Genomic DNA, 16934 nt, shown 5'->3' on the forward strand with positions numbered 1-16934 from the left:
TGTCAAGCCCGTGATGTTAACACGCGGACCCTTTTCCGGACGCGATCGGTGTTGTGTTTTCGGGCGCGGGCTGGCGGATCAGCGATGGTAGCGGCGTTGCGCGGCGGCCGCCTGCACGGCGGCTTTGGTGCGATCGAACAAGCGGTCGCGCTAACCTTTCTTTACATGTTGCAATGACTTTGCCGCAATCTGCCTTGGTCAATCTTGGGACGAGTGCGATACCCTTACGGTTTTGCCAGCTCCAAGGAAATTCCATGTCGATGCAGCCCTCCCGTTCGCAACCTGCGCGTGTTTCGGCGCGCAGCCGGGTCCATGCTGCGTTCCCGCGTTCCAAGCCCTCATTGGCAACCGTGGTGTCGATCGTGACTCTCGCTTTCGGTGCAGCGTTAGCAGGTTGCACGATGCCGACACATCCGGACAGCGCCGCGCCGCCGACCGATCCTTACAACCCGGCCGCGACCCAGCTTCTCGACGATACCCAATGGCAACTCACCAGTTGGACCAATGCCGACGGCAAGTCGCGCCCGGTTCCGGCCAGTCCGGCTGGCGCCGCTGGCGGTAGCGTGGGCGGAGCGCCGATCACCCTGAACTTTTCGACGCTAGGCGGCCAACGCAAGGCGAACGGCTTTTCCGGCTGCAACCGTTTCACCGGCACCTATGATCTGGCTGGCGGCGAGCTGTCCTTCGGCCCCCTTGCCAGCACGCGGATGGCTTGCGCGCCGGGACCGGGCAGCGCGCTCGAACAACCGTTCCTCCAGGGCCTGACGGATATCGAAAAAACCGGCGTGCAAATGCAGCCGCCGCAACAATTGCAGATCACGCTCAAGAACGGCGACGTGATGACGTTCACACGAGGCGCGCAACCTTGAGATCGATGAAGGCCGGTTTGGAGGGTTGAGGTTTTTGAGGGTGGAGGTTGAGGAAAAGGCGGTTGCGTTTCAGGCGGTCGTCACGGAGTCTGTTGGACGTTGGCGCCCGGTCGAGTCAGGGCATTTGGCATCCTGGCGCTTGACGTCGTTTGACGCCATTAAAAACGCGTTGGTTTTTCGTTTGGCTGTTCGGCTTTGGCTGTTCGTCTTTGAAACGGAATATGAACGCTCGCCTGACCCGGCCAACACCGTCTCGATGCATCAATCGTCACCTGCGGCCGAATGCTTGATCGCTTGACCACCGCCCGCCCTCGCCGCGTTCATGGCGGTTAAACTCGGCGGTACTGATTCATATTTGTCTGAGCCTGGGTTCGCTGCTCACATCGCTTACATCATTCCTGGTTCCTTGCATGCACACGGTAGTTTTCGGCTGGTTCGGTGCTTCGGCCGTCTGGTTCATCCCCCTTCTCTGGCGCATCGTCAAGTCCGTTCTCCCCAACGGCGGCGGCCTGCGCGGTCCGGGCACGATCCGGCTCTGGCTCGGTTTCTTCTGCGTGCTCCTCGCGAGCTGCGCGCTAGAAGCCGCCCTGTTTCATTCGTTCGCATTCGCAGCCGACGTCGACCATCTCGGCCACGCGCTGTTGCTCGGCCTGGGCGGACAGGCCGGCGTCGTGAGCACGCGGGCTGCGCTGAGCGTGGGTGCCGGTGCGGCCATTGTGTTTCTCATCAGCTTGCCGTGGCTCTGCGGGTTCCAATGGCGCGAGACCCTTGGCTGGGCAAACGGCGCATTCGGCCTGGGCCTCAAACCCGAGTGGTTCACGCCACGGGAACGGTCGGTCCGAGAGAAACCATCGCGTGCCCGGGCATCGCGCGACAACGCGCAAACGCGGGGAGCGAGCGCGGGTCTCGGCAGCTTCAAGGCGGGGAGCACGGTTGGGAGCGGTGTCACGACTTCTGGTAGAACCTCGCACGATGCTCCGGCACTCGGCTTGCCGACTGCAACGCAACGCCCAAGCGGTCGTTATCAGCGGCCGACCGTCTGGCGTCCGCAGCCTGCACGGCGCAGCGACGCCGAGCGGCCGATGCGCGGGCCCGAGGCTGCGCGGCCGATCGAACCCTTGTCGTCGACACATCGTGAACCGGGTACCGGCAAAGACAGCTATTCGGACCGCTTCCCCGATGCACGCCCTGCCGCTTCGCACAGCGGTCGTGGAACAGGACCTCGGGAGCCGCTCGAACCGATCGCACCGGCGGGCTGGCTGAAGAGCAGCCCGGAGTCGGGATCGTCGTCGGGAACGCGGGAAAGGACGGCAAGCGTGAACGTGCCCGAGGTGGGGACGAGCGCCGGATCGGGTGGCGTCACGCGGATCGCGAGTGCGGCGGGTACCGGGGGAACGGCGGGGGGAACGACAGGTGCCGTGCCGCCGAATGCGGCCCGGACATCGGCAACGCGGGGAACGGACCGTTCCGTGGATACTGCCGCGTCGCGGCTTCCAGATGTATCGCGTCCGTTGCTGAACCGGAGCGCACCGGGCGCTATTCGTGCGTCGGGTTCCTCCGGTGTTTCCCACGCCGCTTCGCGCAATACATCGATGAACCCTACCGGCGGCAAATCGGTTCCTCCGGGCGTGTCGAGCGACTCTTTTTTTGCTGCGACAACGGCATTCGCGGCTGTTCCCGCCAAACCTGCCGGTCCACCGCCTGCACCTGAACGGATAAAGGAGACGCTGCGCTCCATCGAGCAAAGCACGGCGCAATGGACCACGCGCGCAGGTGGCGTTGATACAGCGCGGGAAGCGGGAGGGTTGCCAGAGGCGAGTGGCACGGATAAGAGACACGATGCATCGGCGTTGAACGCTTCGGGTACTTCGGGTACTTCGGGTACTTCGGGTACTTCGGGTACTTCGGGTACTTCGGGTACTTCGGGTACTTCGGGTACTTCGGGTACTTCGGGTACTTCGGGTGCTTCGGGTGCTTCGGGTGCTTCCGACGCGCTGGCCGCTTCGGCTAGCCCCGTGGGTTCCGCTCCTCCAGCGTCCTCAGCTATCACCACACCCCTAGCTTCTCCGGCATCGGCATTTGCGCCCCCGGCTGTTTCTGCATCGTTGGTAAGTGCGGGTCTCGCGAGTCATGCAACCCCCAACACACCAACACCGAACGCGACGGATCTTGAGAAGACCACAATCATCTCCGATTCGTCCCCGACGTCGGGCACGACTACTCCGTCGTCGATAACCAACCCGTCCGCGAACCAGGCCGACCAGCCGGGAACGGCGGAAGGCGTTGCGTCGCTGGCGGCATCGAGTGTTGCGGGCACGTATTCGTCCAGCGCTTCGTTACGCGATGGCTACACCTTCGCCTCTGCCGCCCAGACTATCGTGCGCGAGCCAACGCAGCCGGAGACCGGCACGGATGCAAGCACGAGCAACGCAGACATCCACAACAACGGCGCCCTGCCCTATCCCGTATCACCGACAGCGCACGATAACGGTATCGAACAAACACCGGCAACCACCCCGGTCACGACGCAATCCGTCGATGTACGCTCGAACCCGTTGTCGAACCTGCCCGTGCAGCCCACCGATAGCGACGAGACCAAGAATCAGACGTCGGATCCGATATGGCCGGCCGATATCGACGGAACCGCGCACCTGGCCTCTTCCGCCATTGCAGGCAATGCCGCGCTCAACCCATCGACCGGTTCTGGGTCGATCGAAACCCGCGGCCTGAACGGTTCATCCACACCCCTGGAACCGGCAACGCCGAGCACGACGACGTCGCCCAATACGTCACCATCCACGCAAACGCCAGTTCACCTCGCCGATCTCCCGCCGTGGGCCGTCCGCGCCGGGCAAACGCACCCTGTACAGACGACGCGTGACATCGTCCCGGCGACACCGGCATCGTCGTTATCGGGAAGCCCCGCAACCGCGTCCACGGGTCAGGCCCACACGCCGCCGTGGCAAGCAGATTTGGGCGCCGCACGTGCGCCGTTGAGCGACGTCGATACGCCACATGCCGCGCCCGACGAAACGAACGCAAACGTCGAAACCAGCATCGATACCCCGCCCGCCTCTCTCGCTCCGAACGAATACGCGGCACAAACGCAAACGCCGACCGACCGAACGGCGCAAACGGAATGGAAAACCGCGACCGAAGCACAAGCAGGCCCGAACTACAACCACGCTTCGAACATTGTCCATTTTCCGCGCGCCATTGCGAACGCGGACGCGAGTGCCAATGCGGACGCGACCCCGGCTCCCGCGCCTGAAACAACCCCGCAGCAATCCGATTCCCGCCCGCCGGTGCGTGGTTTCATCGCGACCGAATTCGAGTTCCACGCGCCCGCGGCGTCGGCCGTCGATCTCCCCGGCCTCGATCTCCTCGAACCCGCATCCGACGAAGTCGAACCAGTCTCCGAACAACATCTCGCCGAAACGGGCCAGTTGATCGAGCAGCGTCTGCAGGAATTCAAGGTACCGGTGACCGTGGTCGGTGCATCGGCGGGACCGGTCATCACGCGCTTCGAAGTCGAACCGGCGCTAGGCGTGCGCGGCAGCCAGATCGTCGGCCTGATGAAGGACCTGTCGCGCGGACTCGGGCTGACATCCATCCGCGTGGTCGAGACGATTCCCGGCAAGACCTGCATGGGGCTCGAATTGCCGAACGCCAAACGGCAGATGATCCGGCTCTCCGAAATCCTGGAAGCCGATGTTTATCGCGACTCGAAGTCGTTCCTCACGATCGCGATGGGCAAGGATATCGTCGGCAATCCGGTCGTGACCGACCTCGCGCGCGCGCCGCATATGCTGGTCGCGGGCACGACGGGTTCGGGCAAATCGGTGGCGATCAACGCGATGATCCTGTCGCTGCTCTACAAGGCGAAACCGGAAGACGTGCGCCTGATCATGATCGACCCGAAGATGCTGGAACTGTCCGTGTACGAAGGCATTCCGCATCTGCTCGCGCCGGTGGTCACCGACATGAAGCTGGCCGCGAACGCGCTGAACTGGTGTGTCGGCGAAATGGAGAAGCGCTACAAGCTGATGTCGGCGGTAGGCGTGCGCAATCTGCAGGGTTTCAACCAGAAAATCCGCAATGCTGAAGCTGCTGGCAAGAAGCTGACGAACCCGTTTTCGCTCACGCCCGACGCACCCGAACCGCTCGCCAAGCTGCCGATGATCGTGGTCGTGATCGACGAGCTGGCCGACTTGATGATGGTCGCTGGCAAGCAGATCGAGCAGTTGATCGCGCGGCTGGCGCAGAAGGCGCGCGCCGCCGGCATTCACCTGATTCTCGCGACGCAGCGTCCATCGGTGGACGTGATCACCGGGCTGATCAAGGCGAACATTCCGACGCGGGTGGCGTTTCAGGTGTCATCGAAGATTGATTCGCGCACGATCCTCGACCAGATGGGCGCGGAGTCATTGCTCGGCGCCGGCGATATGTTGTTCCTGCCTCCCGGCACGGGTTACCCGCAACGCGTGCATGGCGCGTTTGTCGCGGATGAGGAAGTGCATAGCGTGGTGGAGTATCTGAAGCAGTTCGGCGAACCGGAGTACGAGGAAGGGATCTTGTCGGGACCGACGCCCGAAGGTGGCACGCCGGACCTGTTCGGCGACACGCCGGATGCCGAAGCCGATCCGCTCTACGACGAAGCCGTATCGTTCGTGTTGCGCACGCGCCGGGCATCGATCTCGTCGGTGCAGCGGCAATTGCGCATTGGCTACAACCGCGCAGCGCGACTGGTCGAACAGATGGAAACAGCGGGCCTGGTTTCACCGATGAGCACAAATGGAAATCGCGAAGTGCTCGCACCGGGACCGGCGGAATAAGCCGCTATAAGATGACCGGTGCGGGGGCCCCGGCCATCTCACCTCACGTCACCTCACCACAACCGAAAGCGCCGCAACAAATACAGCGTGAAGGCGGCGCAAACGGCCATCACGCCCATCACGATCAAGAACGAATAGGTATCGTGCGTGCCGGGCAGCCCGGCCACGTTCATGCCAAAGATACCGGACACAAGCGTTGCGGGCATCAGCAACGCGGACATGACCGCGAGCCACAGCAGCTTGCGGTTGATGTCCTCCGAGAGCAACGCGGCAATCTCGTCCTGCAGCAACTTCGAGCGTTCGTATTGCGCCTCGAGTCCGGCAGCCAGCCCGTTGAGCACCTGAATTGCCTGGATCAGCGTTTCCATCGACCGGGGCTCTGCCCACTCCAGCCGCCGCAGAACCAGTTGCGTCAGCGCGTTGCGCTCAGGATCCACAAACCGCTTCACTTCCACCAGCCGCCTGCGCACCGACCCCAGCTCCGCGCGCCAGTTCGAATGACGACCGTCGAGCACGCCCTCCTCGACGTCATCGAGCCGATCGCCGATTTCATCGATACGATCCGCGAACGTCTCGTTCAACGCGCGAATCAGGCCGGCGAAAAGATCGACGGTGTCGCGAAACACGGCGCCTTCGAGCACGGCATGACGCAGCCGGTCGGTGGATTGAAGCGGCTGCGCGCGCACCGTGATCATGCGGTTCTTATCGACGTAAAAGCGCAGCGCGCCCGTCGCGCGGCGCGTGGCCTGCGCGTTCGGATCGGCGTCCGGGGTCTCCGCGACGCGCTCCAGATCCGCCACCACGCCGTACATGAACGTCCCGCCCATGTGCACGCGCGGGCGCTTGTCCTCACCGTTCAGGAATTCGCGGGCGACGTCGGGCATGGCGGTCACGCCGGTCAGCCAGCTTTCGACGGTGTCGTCGTTTGCGCTCAAATGCAGCCACGTCGGGCCGTCGCCTGCAATCTCGCGGCGCGCTTCATCCCAGGACAGCCGTAACGCCTCCGCGCCGGCAAACCGGAACGCACAGATAAAACCCGGTGGTGTGGGTGCGTCCTGCTCCGTACTGCGAGCGGTGGGACCCGACTCGCTACCAACTACTGACGTAATGTTCAACGTTGAATTCCTTCGATACCGGGACAACCCCGGCCTTACCAGTTAAACAAAAACCACGTTACTTAAAAACCAAGAAAGAACCAGGAAAAAGCCAGGAAACCTCTGCAAGCCGCGAACCCCCAACGACCCGCACAGTTGAATAAAAAATCCTCAGGATGGCGAAACAAACTTGAAATCGACCGGTGAACCAATCTCCAGGCGCTTGGGATCGGACGCAAGTTCGCCCGTGTCCGGATTGCGCCGGAAAAAGTAGACGCTGTCGCTGTCCTGGTTGCCGACGATCAGCCAGCGTCCGGTCGGATCGATAGCAAATTCGCGCGGCGACTTGCCGAGCGTCGAACGCCGGTTGAGCAGCTTGAGATGACCATCGGACGGATTCACGGCGAAGGTCAGGAGTTCGTTCGCATCGCCGCGATTGGTCGCATAGAGGAAACGGCCGTCCGGCGACAGATGGATCGCGCTGCCGCCCACCTTGCCCTTGAAACCGGGCGCGGTCATCGGCAGGGTTTGCCTTAGCGTGAGCTTGCCGTCGTCATAGTCGTACACCGACACCGACGCACTCATTTCGGTTGTCAGGTAGGCATGTTTGCCGGCTTGATCGAAGATCAGGTGGCGCGGCCCGGAACCCGGTTTCACGAGCGTATAACGCGACTCGGTCGGCCCGAACAAACCCCGGCTGCCGTCGGGCGTGTATCTATATGAATAGATCTTGTCCGCACCCAGGTCCTGCGCGAACAGGTAACGGCCGTCGGGCGAAAACACCGTGGAGTGCACATGCGAATTGTCCTGGCGCCCTTTCACGGGACCGCTGCCGTCGTGATGCACGGTGAGTACCGACGGATCAACCCGGTCACCTTCCAGTGGAAACACGGCAAAGCTGCCGCCCGGATTCGATGCCACCGAGTAGTTGGCGGTCAGCAAATAACGGCCATCCGGCGATAAAGCGAGATACGCGGGATCGTTGCCATCGGAAGAGACGCGGTTCACGAAGGTGAGTTGCCCGCTCGGCGGATCGAAGCGGAATGCGCTGATGCCACCGCGTTGCGAAGCGGGACCGTTATCGCCGGGAAGCTCGTTGACCGCGTACACATGCTGCCGATCGTGGCTCACCACGAGATACGACGGATTCACCGCTTGCGCGGATGAAAGGCGCGTGATCGCACCGGTGCCCGTGTCGAACCGGTACACATAGAGACCCTCGCTCTTGCCGCTGCCGGTGTACGTGCCCACGAGCAAGTCGAATACGCCGTTATCGGCAGCGCCGGAAGTCGCTGACGTGCCGGTGCCGGCGGCCGTACCCGCCCCTTGTGCGAAGGCTTGGGCGGCAGCCAGCGACAACACAGCGGCAACACCCGCGGCAACACCCGCCGCCACACCTTTCGACATCAATCGCGACCGCCCGGACTGATTTAAACGCGCCGACCCGGCGGCGCGGCACGATGTTTGCGTGGAAGCGAAGCCCCGGACACGGAGCGTGGAAGGAAAATGAGGAAAACGACATGTCAAACGCGTCAAACGAGAGAAATGGGTGAGATCCGCCAAATACATACAGCCTCCTGATCGTTCGTTATTACGGCTTGTTTCAGGTTATATGAGCCGTGGACAAGCGCCCGATTGTCCCAATTGTCACCGGTCACTGCTTCGGCGCATGATGCAAACCGCATGATGCAAACCAATTCCCATCAAAAAATCAACAAGGAGTCGCCATGAATATCCATCTGAGCCTTGGACCGCTGGTTGCGCTGATAGCGGGCATTCTGATCCTGATCGTGCCGCGCCTGCTCAACTTCATCGTTGCGATTTACCTGATCATCATCGGGCTGATCGGCGTATTCGGACTTAGCACGACACATTTCTGACGGCCTCGGCACGAACACCGCCATCGCGCTCCTGGCCGTCACGCGCTCCTTAAGACGCTGTTATTGGAGCGAGGTTCCGAACGTTCCGAACGACGAGCAAACGCTGAACGCGGGGTCGCAATCCGCGATCCCGCGCTAAGAATGTTCTGAAGTTGAACTAAGCCGTTGCGCGCTGCAGCGCAATCGGTATCAGTTATTGGCAAGCTGGTCGAGCCGCATCCGGCCCTGCAGCGACAAACCGCCCACGGCGGTGCGCCCGTCGACCTCGCGATGCCGCGTGAAACAGGCGCGTTCGATCAGGAACGACGCGGCGGTCTCCATCCCGTTGCGGGACAGGCCGAGATTCTTGTAATTGAGATCCAGGAGCGCGGTTTGATCGACGATGTGGCTCGCGGCCGACAGGATGGCGATGCAATCGGCTCTCGACGGATTCAGCATGGCTTTCACTTTCGATGTCCTCGAAAACGTTAGGCAAGCAGGGAGCGCGTGACGTGCATCAACAGGTCCGATACCACGGTACGACGGACCCACGTGACTGCTTTCGGCAAAACCGTCAGGCGCGAAGATTCATTCTAGGCATTTGTCACAAGTTTTTTCAACCTTCCTGCGCTTGCGGTTTTGCAAGGCCTTTTGCGCGGCCGTCTGCAAGGTCACTTACACCGGGAGTAAGGGACTGGAGCTTGCGACCGAAGCTTGCAACCGGTACGCATGAAAACGCGAAATGCGAATGCGCTTCATAATCGAACACTCGAAGGACTGGAACAGCCTGGCCTCCCCCAACCACGCGGCACCTGTACTGCGGCCGCATCGACCTCACTCCCCTAGCCTATGCCCGCACTGATTGAGGACTACGCCCTGGTCGGCGATGGTCACACCGCTGCCCTGATTTCAAAAGAGGGCTCGATAGACTGGCTGTGCTGGCCGCGCTTCGACTCCGGCGCGTGTTTTGCGGCCCTCTTGGGCACGCCGGAAAACGGCCGCTGGCTGATTACACCCGACCTGCCCGAGGGCGCCCCGCCGCCGGTCATCACCCGCCGGTATCGCGGCGATACGCTGATCCTGGAAACCGATTTCGAAACGCCCGACGGAAAGGTTTCGCTCATCGACTTCATGCCGGTCCGTGATGGCGCATCCGACCTTGTGCGCATCGTGGTGGGCCGGCGCGGCACGGTGAAGATGAAAATGGAACTGGTGCTGCGCTTCGATTACGGCTCCTCCATTCCGTGGGTCAGCCGGCTCCCCGACGAAAGCGGTATTCGCGCGATCGCCGGTCCCGATCTATGCGTGTTGCGTACGCCCATCGAGCTCACCGGCGAGAACATGCGCACCGTCGGCGAATTCACCGTAAGCGAGGGTGAGCGCGTCCCCTTCTCGCTCGTGTATTCGCAATCGCACTTGCACCTGCCTCGCGCACTCGATCCCCATACGCAGTTCGCGCGCACCGAGAACTTCTGGCTGGAGTGGTCGGGACGCAGCAATCTTGACGGCCGCTGGGGTCCGGCCATCCGCCGCTCGCTGATTACGCTCAAGGCGCTCGCTTACGAACCGACCGGCGGTATTGTCGCGGCGCCGACCACGTCGTTGCCTGAGCAACTGGGCGGCACGCGCAACTGGGATTATCGATACTGCTGGTTACGCGACGCCACCATCACCCTCCTCGCAATGATGCGCAGCGGTTACTACGACGAAGCGCGCGCCTGGCGGGCATGGCTTGGCCGCGTGATGGCCGGGTCGCCGGATCAGGTGCAGATCATGTACGGCATTGCGGGCGAGCGGCGCTTGCCCGAATGGGAAGTCGACTGGCTGCCGGGTTACGAGAACTCGAAACCTGTGCGCATTGGCAACGGCGCGGTCAACCAGTTGCAACTCGATGTCTACGGCGAGGTCATGAACGCGCTGCATCTCGCGCGCGTGGGCGGCCTCCAAAGCGATGAAACCGTATGGTCGATCCAGCGCGCCATGCTCGATCATCTCGACACCATCTGGCAGGAAGCAGACGAAGGCATCTGGGAAACGCGCGGCGGCCGTCAACAATTCACGTTCTCGAAGGTCATGGCGTGGGTCGCCTACGACCGCGCGATCAAATCGGCGGAACAGTTCAGCCTGGAAGGCCCGATCGACCACTGGCGCGCGGTGCGCGACACCATTCACGCGGACGTATGCGAGAAAAGCTGGAATCCGTCGATGAACTCGTTCGCGCAAACTTACGGCGGCGACGCTCTCGATGCCAGTTTGCTGCTGATTCCACTGCTCGGCTTTCTGCCTCCGGAAGATCCGCGCGTGATCTCCACGGTCCACGCCATCGAGCGTGATCTCACCCATGACGGACTGGTCAAGCGATACCACACGACGGAGGTACAGGACGGACTGCCGCCCGGGGAAGGCACGTTTCTGGCGTGCAGCTTCTGGCTGGTCGACAATCTCGCGCTGCAGGGGCGCCACGAGGAAGCGTACGCGATGTTCGAGCGTTTGCTCGGTCTCGCCAACGACGTCGGCCTGCTGGCCGAGGAATATGACACGGTCGCGAAACGTCTGGTTGGTAACTTTCCGCAAGCGTTCTCGCATGTCGCGCTCGTGCATACCGGCATGAACCTGATGCGCCACGAACAAGGCATGGCGAAGGCTACCGGCCAGCCCACGTCGCGTCAGGACAAACCCTCGGACGCAACGCTCGCAAAAGAAAGCAAAACGTAATGTTGTTCGAATAATTAACGGAAATTGACGATTTCAACGCTAAATTCATGCTGAATAGCGGTAAAGAGCACGTATGTTGCGTTGCACAAAAGCGTGTTCTTGGCTATGATCGAAGAGGCTTTCCGACCGGTCGTTCGGTGAATTGAAATTTTGAATGGGGTCTGGATCACGGCTTAGCCGGTATGTGTTTTGTGTTGAGCCCGGAAGGCAACGCCGGCTTGATGCCCAGTCCCGCCCCTCTTCCCTGCGACCCCTCATGAAGCGAACAAGCAACAACGCAAGCAACAACGAATAACTGCCAGCACCAGCAATGCGGTGCAATCGACGAACTGCACGCCGAGCCGGGAACCAGCGAAAGCCTGACCCGGCATGACGCCACCGCCGATAGAGGCCAACCGCCGGACACGCTCCCGGAGACGGGCGCAGCCGGATTTATACAGGTCAGACATGCTCTATCAATTCCACGAATTTCAGCGGGCCATGTTGAGCCCCCTTACGGCATGGGCGGAAGCGGCATCGAAGTCGTTCACCAATCCTTCCAGCCCGCTCGCGTACGTGCCCGGTTCCACGCGGCTCGCGGCCGGCTACGAATTGCTGTATCGCCTGGGCAAGGATTACGAGAAGCCCGAGTTCGAACTGCATCAGATCGAGAAGAACGGCCATGCCATTCCTATCGTCGAGCAGATCGTGCTGGAAAAACCCTTCTGCAGGCTGATCCGCTTCAAGCGTTTCTCCGACGACAGCGCAACCGTCACCGAACTCAAGACCGAACCTATCGTGCTGGTCTGCGCCCCGCTGTCGGGTCACCACTCCACGCTGTTGCGCGACACGGTGAAGACGCTGCTGCACAACCACAAGGTCTATCTGACGGACTGGCTCGACGCCCGCATGGTGCCGCTTGAAGACGGGTCGTTCCATCTCGACGACTACGTGGAATACATCCAGGAATTCATCCGCCATATTGGCGCGAAAGACCTGCACGTGATCTCGGTGTGCCAGCCGACCGTGCCGGTGCTCGCCGCAATCGCGCTGATGGCCAGCCGCGGTGAAGACACGCCGCGCACCATGACCATGATGGGCGGCCCTATTGATGCGCGTCGCAGCCCCACGTCGGTCAACTCGCTCGCGAGTGAACATTCATACGAATGGTTCGAGAACAACGTGATCTACACGGTGCCGGCGAACTATCCGGGTGTAGGCCGCAAGGTGTATCCGGGCTTTCTGCAGCATGCCGGTTTTGTCGCCATGAACCCGGAGCGGCACGTGACGGCGCATTGGGACTTCTATCAGAACCTGATGCGTGGTGACGACGAAGATGCGGAGCAGCATCGCCGCTTCTACGACGAATACAACGCCGTGCTCGACATGGACGCCGACTACTACCTCGACACCATTCGCATTGTGTTCCAGGAGTTCCGCCTGGCCGAAGGCACGTGGAACGTCAATGGTGAGCTCGTGCGTCCGCAGGACATCAAGAACACGGCACTGCTGACCATCGAAGGCGAACTCGACGACATTTCAGGCAGCGGCCAGACGCGTGCTGCGCATGACTTGTGCACCGGCATTGCGGCGAAGAACAAACGCCACTACATGGCGGAGAAGGCCGGCCACTACGGCATTTTCTCGGGACGCCGCTGGCGCACGATGGTGTATCCGCAACTGCGCGAATTCATTCTCGCGCACGACAAGGCGCCGAAAAAGGAAGCTGTCCCGGCCTGATCGCGGTCTGACGGAATAGCCGCCTGGAATTGATTGGCATGACACAGCACGCCGCGTTTTACGCGGCGTGTTTCATTGAAGGGCCCCTCTGCGACGAGCAGGCCCGATGCATCAGCGCCGCAACAAATACGCGAGCAGCAATTCCGTGTTCATCTTGATAATTTCATCGCGTTCGGCATCGCGGCTGAAGTCGAGTCCGAACGTGGCTTCGAGCGTGAAACGATTCGATACGATGTAATACCCGAGCCCCGACAAAGTCACGTAAAAACGCAGCGGGTCGACGTTATTGCGAAATAGTCCGGCATGCTGACCACGTTCGAGAATCTTCGCAAGCGTGGCGACCACCGGCGATATCAACTCCCGAATACGCGTGGAACCCTTTATATAGCGGGCTTCGTGCAGGTTTTCGTTATTGATGAGCCGCAAGAGTTCGGGATGCTCACGATAATAATTCCAGATGAAATGCGCCAGTTGCGTGATCGCTTCGACGGGTGCGATCCCATCAAGGTCGAGCGTCTTTTCAGCCTCGGTGAGTGCGGCGAATGCATGTTCGAGCACAGCCGTGAACAACTGCTCCTTGCTGCCGAAATAATAGTAGAGCATTCGCTCGTTGGTTTCGGCACGGCGTGCAATCTGGTCGACACGTGCGCCGAACAAGCCGCCCGCAGCAAATTCCTCTGCGGCGGCGAGCAGGATGCGACGGCGTGTACCCTCGGGATCTCTTTTGATTTTTGGCTGGTTCATGGTGGCTTTGTGATCGACAAACCGCGTTATCGAAATAGCGTCACGCGTTCCCGTGTCCTCAGGACGCATGCGATGGATCGGTTACGCCAACGTGATTGGGGAATACCGTCCTGCAGTCAATCGAAAGCAATTTGATTATGTGCACATCGTTGGCAGGTTGGCAATTGGGAATGGTTGGGAACAGCTTGAAATTCAGCGATAATGCCGCATCCCGTGCAACGGCCGGAAACGCTCGAACAGGACGTCAAAAATGAGCGCGAACCAGAGCGCTCGACATGTCCCCACGTGCTGTCGCCGAATGTCGTCGAATCTCGCCGAACGCGGATTATACGGATCGTGCCAAGGGCCAATCGTCTGTTTTGTCGGATCCACAAGCCTGGCCAACGCCAGATGAATGGACCGTTCGTGTTGCAACGCCTTCGCGCCAAGGTCACGAGCCCGTCCGCGCCATCCTCCCCAAGCCGTTAATGTGACTGTAGTGACTGCAACTTCTGCCAAAACCCTCGCCGACCAGATCGAAGACCGGCTGCCCCAGACGCAATGCACCAAATGCGGCTATCCCGCTTGCCGGCCGTACGCCGAGGCCATTGCCGCGGGCGAGGCAAACTACAACCAGTGCCCGCCGGGGGGCCAGGAGGGTGTGGTCCGCCTGGCCAGCCTGCTCGGCAAGCCTGTCATTGCGCTGAATCCCGATAACGGCGTGGAACGGCCCCGGCCGCTTGCGATCATCGATGAAAATCTTTGCATCGGCTGCACGCTGTGTCTGCAGGCGTGTCCGGTCGATGCGATCGTCGGTGCGGCGAAGCAGATGCACACGATCATCCCCGAGCTCTGCACCGGCTGCGACCTGTGCGTGCCGCCCTGCCCGGTCGATTGCATCGCCATGGTCCCGGTCACGGGCGAGAAAACCGGCTGGGACGCATGGAGCCAGCAGGAAGCCGACGCGGCACGCAAGCGGCACGACTTTCGCCAGGCACGCCTCGCACGTGAACGCGACGCGGCAGAAGCGCGCAAGGCGGCACGCATGGCGGGTGCGTCGGGTACTGAGCCACGCGGTCGACTGAATACCGAGCCAGACGGATCGGTTGAATCAAAAACGGCGCAGCCCGTCACCACGGCCGACGACGACGCGCAGGCAAAAAAGCGCGCCATCATCCAGGCCGCGATGGACCGTGCACGCCAGAAGAAAGAAGAGATGGCCAAACTTGGCGTGGGGCCGAAAAATACCGACGCGGTCAGCCCGGAGGTTCAGGCGCAGATCGATGCAGCGGAAGCGCGGCGGCATCGGCTCGGTATAACGCGCCCTGATAACGACAAAAGTTCGACACCTGCCATCGACCCCGACCGTGAACCTGGTAACGATAACAAGACCTGAACACGATGAACGCCCAAAAACGCCGTGCGATCTTTGAAACGCTGCAAAGCCTGAATCCACATCCGACCACCGAACTCGAGCATGAATCGCCGTTCGAATTGCTGATCTCGGTGCTGTTGTCGGCACAAGCCACCGATGTCTCCGTGAACAAAGCCATGCGGCGCATGTACCCGGTCGCCAACACGCCGGCCAAGGTGCTGGCGCTGGGCGAAGAAGGCGTGAGGGAGTACATCAAGACCATCGGATTGTTTCGGACGAAAGCGAAGAACGTGATCGCCACGTGCAAGATCCTGGTGGAGCAATACGGAGGGGAGGTCCCGGACGATCGCGAGGCGCTTGAATCGCTTCCCGGCGTTGGACGAAAGACGGCAAACGTGATCCTGAACACGGCGTTCGGGCATCCGACCATCGCCGTGGATACGCATATCTTTCGGGTATCGAATCGTACCGGGCTCGCGCCCGGGAAAGACGTGCGCGCGGTCGAAATAGCGTTGGAGAAATTCGTCCCCGATGAATTCAAACAGGACGCTCATCACTGGCTGATCCTGCACGGCCGCTATGTCTGCCGGGCACGCGTGCCCGAATGCTGGCATTGCGCGATCGAACCGCTGTGCGAGTTCCGGCCGAAGACGCCGGCGCCTATCGAATAAGAGGAATAAGTAAAATAAGCACCGGGAAGGTCGACACGCGCCGAAACGGGCGAAAGGCAGCGATGCAGCTTAAAATGAGCCTCTGAAAACGACCCCTGCAAGCCACTCCACACCCATGTTCAACCCCAGCCGCGACGAAGTTCGCCAATTTTTCACCGACACCTGGCGCAAGCAGCGCGAGGGCGGCGTCCTGACACCGCTTGAGAGCATTGCCGCGGATTGGATCGGCGAGCATCCTGAATACCAGCAAGAACTCGCCGATCCCGACGTGGCCCACGCCGACTACTCGCCGGATCAGGGCAAGAGCAACCCGTTCCTGCATTTGTCGATGCATCTCGCCATTACCGAGCAATTGTCCATCGATCAACCGCCCGGCATCCGGCGCGCGCATGAGCGACTGGTCGGCCGGATGGGTTCGACGCATGACGCTCAGCACGCCATCATGGAATGCCTTGGGCAGATCATCTGGGAATCACAGCGCAACAACACGCCGCCGGACACCGACGCGTATCTTGCGCTGATCGAACAACGGGCGTCGCGAGACTGAAGAACAAGGCCCGAGAGCCGAGGGCCGAACCAAAAACGAAAACACCCCGCGAGTCATTGACCGGCGGGGTGTTTTTTTATGCGTCCATCAAACCGACAAAGACGATCCGGCGATGCTTACTTCTTCACGATCAAATCGCCATCCAATGATTCGATATACGCCGAGATGTCCTTCAGGTCACTTTGCGACAAGCTTTGCACCTGTGCGGCCATGATCGGGTTGTTGCGCCCGAAGTTCGGATTGCCGTTGCCCATCTGATACTGGCGCAACGCCCAGTACAGATAGTCGGCGTGCTGGCCTGCGAGCTTCGGATACTCCGCGCTCACCGGCTTGTTCAGGTTCGGGCCGTGGCAGGCCGCGCAATTGTGGGCCTCGGTGAGCACCTTGCCATTGCTTGCATCGGCTGCATGCGCCGGCTGCATGGCCAGAACGCCGATCGCGCCGATCAGCGCGGCTGCCGTGCATGCTGTCTTCAACACTGTGTCGAGTGCCTTCATGAATTCTCCTATCCGCGATTAGTGATTACC

General features: G+C 61.2%; 13 protein-coding genes. 8 read left to right on the forward strand and 5 right to left on the reverse strand.

Features of this window, described 5'->3' with window-relative positions; all coding sequences use genetic code 11:
* The first annotated feature begins 260 nt into the window (after positions 1–260).
* Both HB376_RS09900 and HB376_RS09905 read left to right on the forward strand, forming a co-directional pair.
* Positions 261–869 carry an META domain-containing protein gene (locus HB376_RS09900; protein ID WP_213763537.1) on the forward strand — a complete coding sequence of 203 codons (609 nt, stop codon included), beginning with the start codon at positions 261–263 and terminating at the stop codon, positions 867–869.
* Between the two features lie 410 nt (positions 870–1279).
* Positions 1280–5704: a DNA translocase FtsK gene (locus HB376_RS09905; protein ID WP_213763471.1), complete on the forward strand. Its 4425-nt coding sequence runs from the start codon at positions 1280–1282 to the stop codon at positions 5702–5704.
* 53 nt (positions 5705–5757) lie between these two features.
* Here HB376_RS09905 and HB376_RS09910 read toward each other — a convergent pair whose 3' ends face one another.
* On the reverse strand, positions 5758–6819 hold the full coding sequence (locus HB376_RS09910; protein ID WP_218627210.1) for a transporter: 1062 nt from the start codon (positions 6817–6819) through the stop codon (positions 5758–5760).
* Between the two features lie 150 nt (positions 6820–6969).
* A complete protein-coding gene (locus HB376_RS09915; RefSeq protein WP_213763472.1) occupies positions 6970–8205 on the reverse strand; it encodes a lactonase family protein in 1236 nt (411 codons plus the stop codon).
* 320 nt (positions 8206–8525) lie between these two features.
* Between HB376_RS09915 and HB376_RS09920 the strand changes: the two genes are divergently transcribed.
* Positions 8526–8678 carry a DUF3096 domain-containing protein gene (locus HB376_RS09920; protein ID WP_075645423.1) on the forward strand — a complete coding sequence of 51 codons (153 nt, stop codon included), beginning with the start codon at positions 8526–8528 and terminating at the stop codon, positions 8676–8678.
* A gap of 189 nt (positions 8679–8867) precedes the next feature.
* Here the strand turns inward: HB376_RS09920 and HB376_RS09925 are convergent, their stop codons facing one another.
* Positions 8868–9116 (reverse strand): hypothetical protein, encoded by a 249-nt coding sequence (locus tag HB376_RS09925; protein WP_213763539.1) that lies wholly within the window; start codon positions 9114–9116, stop codon positions 8868–8870.
* Positions 9117–9506: 390 nt separating this feature from the next.
* On the opposite strand from HB376_RS09925, the gene HB376_RS09930 reads away from it, so the two are divergent.
* Both HB376_RS09930 and phaZ read left to right on the forward strand, forming a co-directional pair.
* Positions 9507–11372, forward strand: coding sequence for a glycoside hydrolase family 15 protein (locus tag HB376_RS09930; protein ID WP_213763473.1), 1866 nt, complete (start codon positions 9507–9509; stop codon positions 11370–11372).
* Positions 11373–11819: 447 nt separating this feature from the next.
* Positions 11820–13091, forward strand: coding sequence for a polyhydroxyalkanoate depolymerase (phaZ, locus tag HB376_RS09935; RefSeq protein WP_213763474.1), 1272 nt, complete (start codon positions 11820–11822; stop codon positions 13089–13091).
* 111 nt (positions 13092–13202) lie between these two features.
* Here phaZ and HB376_RS09940 read toward each other — a convergent pair whose 3' ends face one another.
* Positions 13203–13835: a TetR/AcrR family transcriptional regulator gene (locus HB376_RS09940; RefSeq protein WP_213763475.1), complete on the reverse strand. Its 633-nt coding sequence runs from the start codon at positions 13833–13835 to the stop codon at positions 13203–13205.
* Positions 13836–14313: 478 nt separating this feature from the next.
* Here HB376_RS09940 and rsxB point away from each other — a divergent pair, with 478 nt between their 5' ends.
* The 3 genes from rsxB to HB376_RS09955 all read left to right on the forward strand — a co-directional run bounded on the left by rsxB (position 14314) and on the right by HB376_RS09955 (position 16407).
* The gene (rsxB, locus tag HB376_RS09945) at positions 14314–15210 is read left to right on the forward strand and encodes an electron transport complex subunit RsxB (RefSeq protein WP_346730468.1); all 897 of its coding nucleotides are present in this window, start codon (positions 14314–14316) and stop codon (positions 15208–15210) included.
* Positions 15211–15215: 5 nt separating this feature from the next.
* Positions 15216–15860, forward strand: a complete 645-nt coding sequence (gene nth, locus HB376_RS09950) for an endonuclease III (protein WP_213763477.1) — start codon at positions 15216–15218, stop codon at positions 15858–15860.
* Positions 15861–15975: 115 nt separating this feature from the next.
* Entirely contained in the window at positions 15976–16407 is a 432-nt protein-coding gene (locus tag HB376_RS09955) for a DUF1841 family protein (RefSeq protein WP_031361310.1), read from the forward strand.
* A gap of 116 nt (positions 16408–16523) precedes the next feature.
* Here the strand turns inward: HB376_RS09955 and HB376_RS09960 are convergent, their stop codons facing one another.
* A complete protein-coding gene (locus HB376_RS09960; protein ID WP_213763478.1) occupies positions 16524–16904 on the reverse strand; it encodes a c-type cytochrome in 381 nt (126 codons plus the stop codon).
* Positions 16905–16934: the final 30 nt, after the last annotated feature.

The sequence above is a fragment of the Caballeronia sp. dw_19 genome, assembly GCF_018449515.1.
Lineage (GTDB): Bacteria > Pseudomonadota > Gammaproteobacteria > Burkholderiales > Burkholderiaceae > Caballeronia.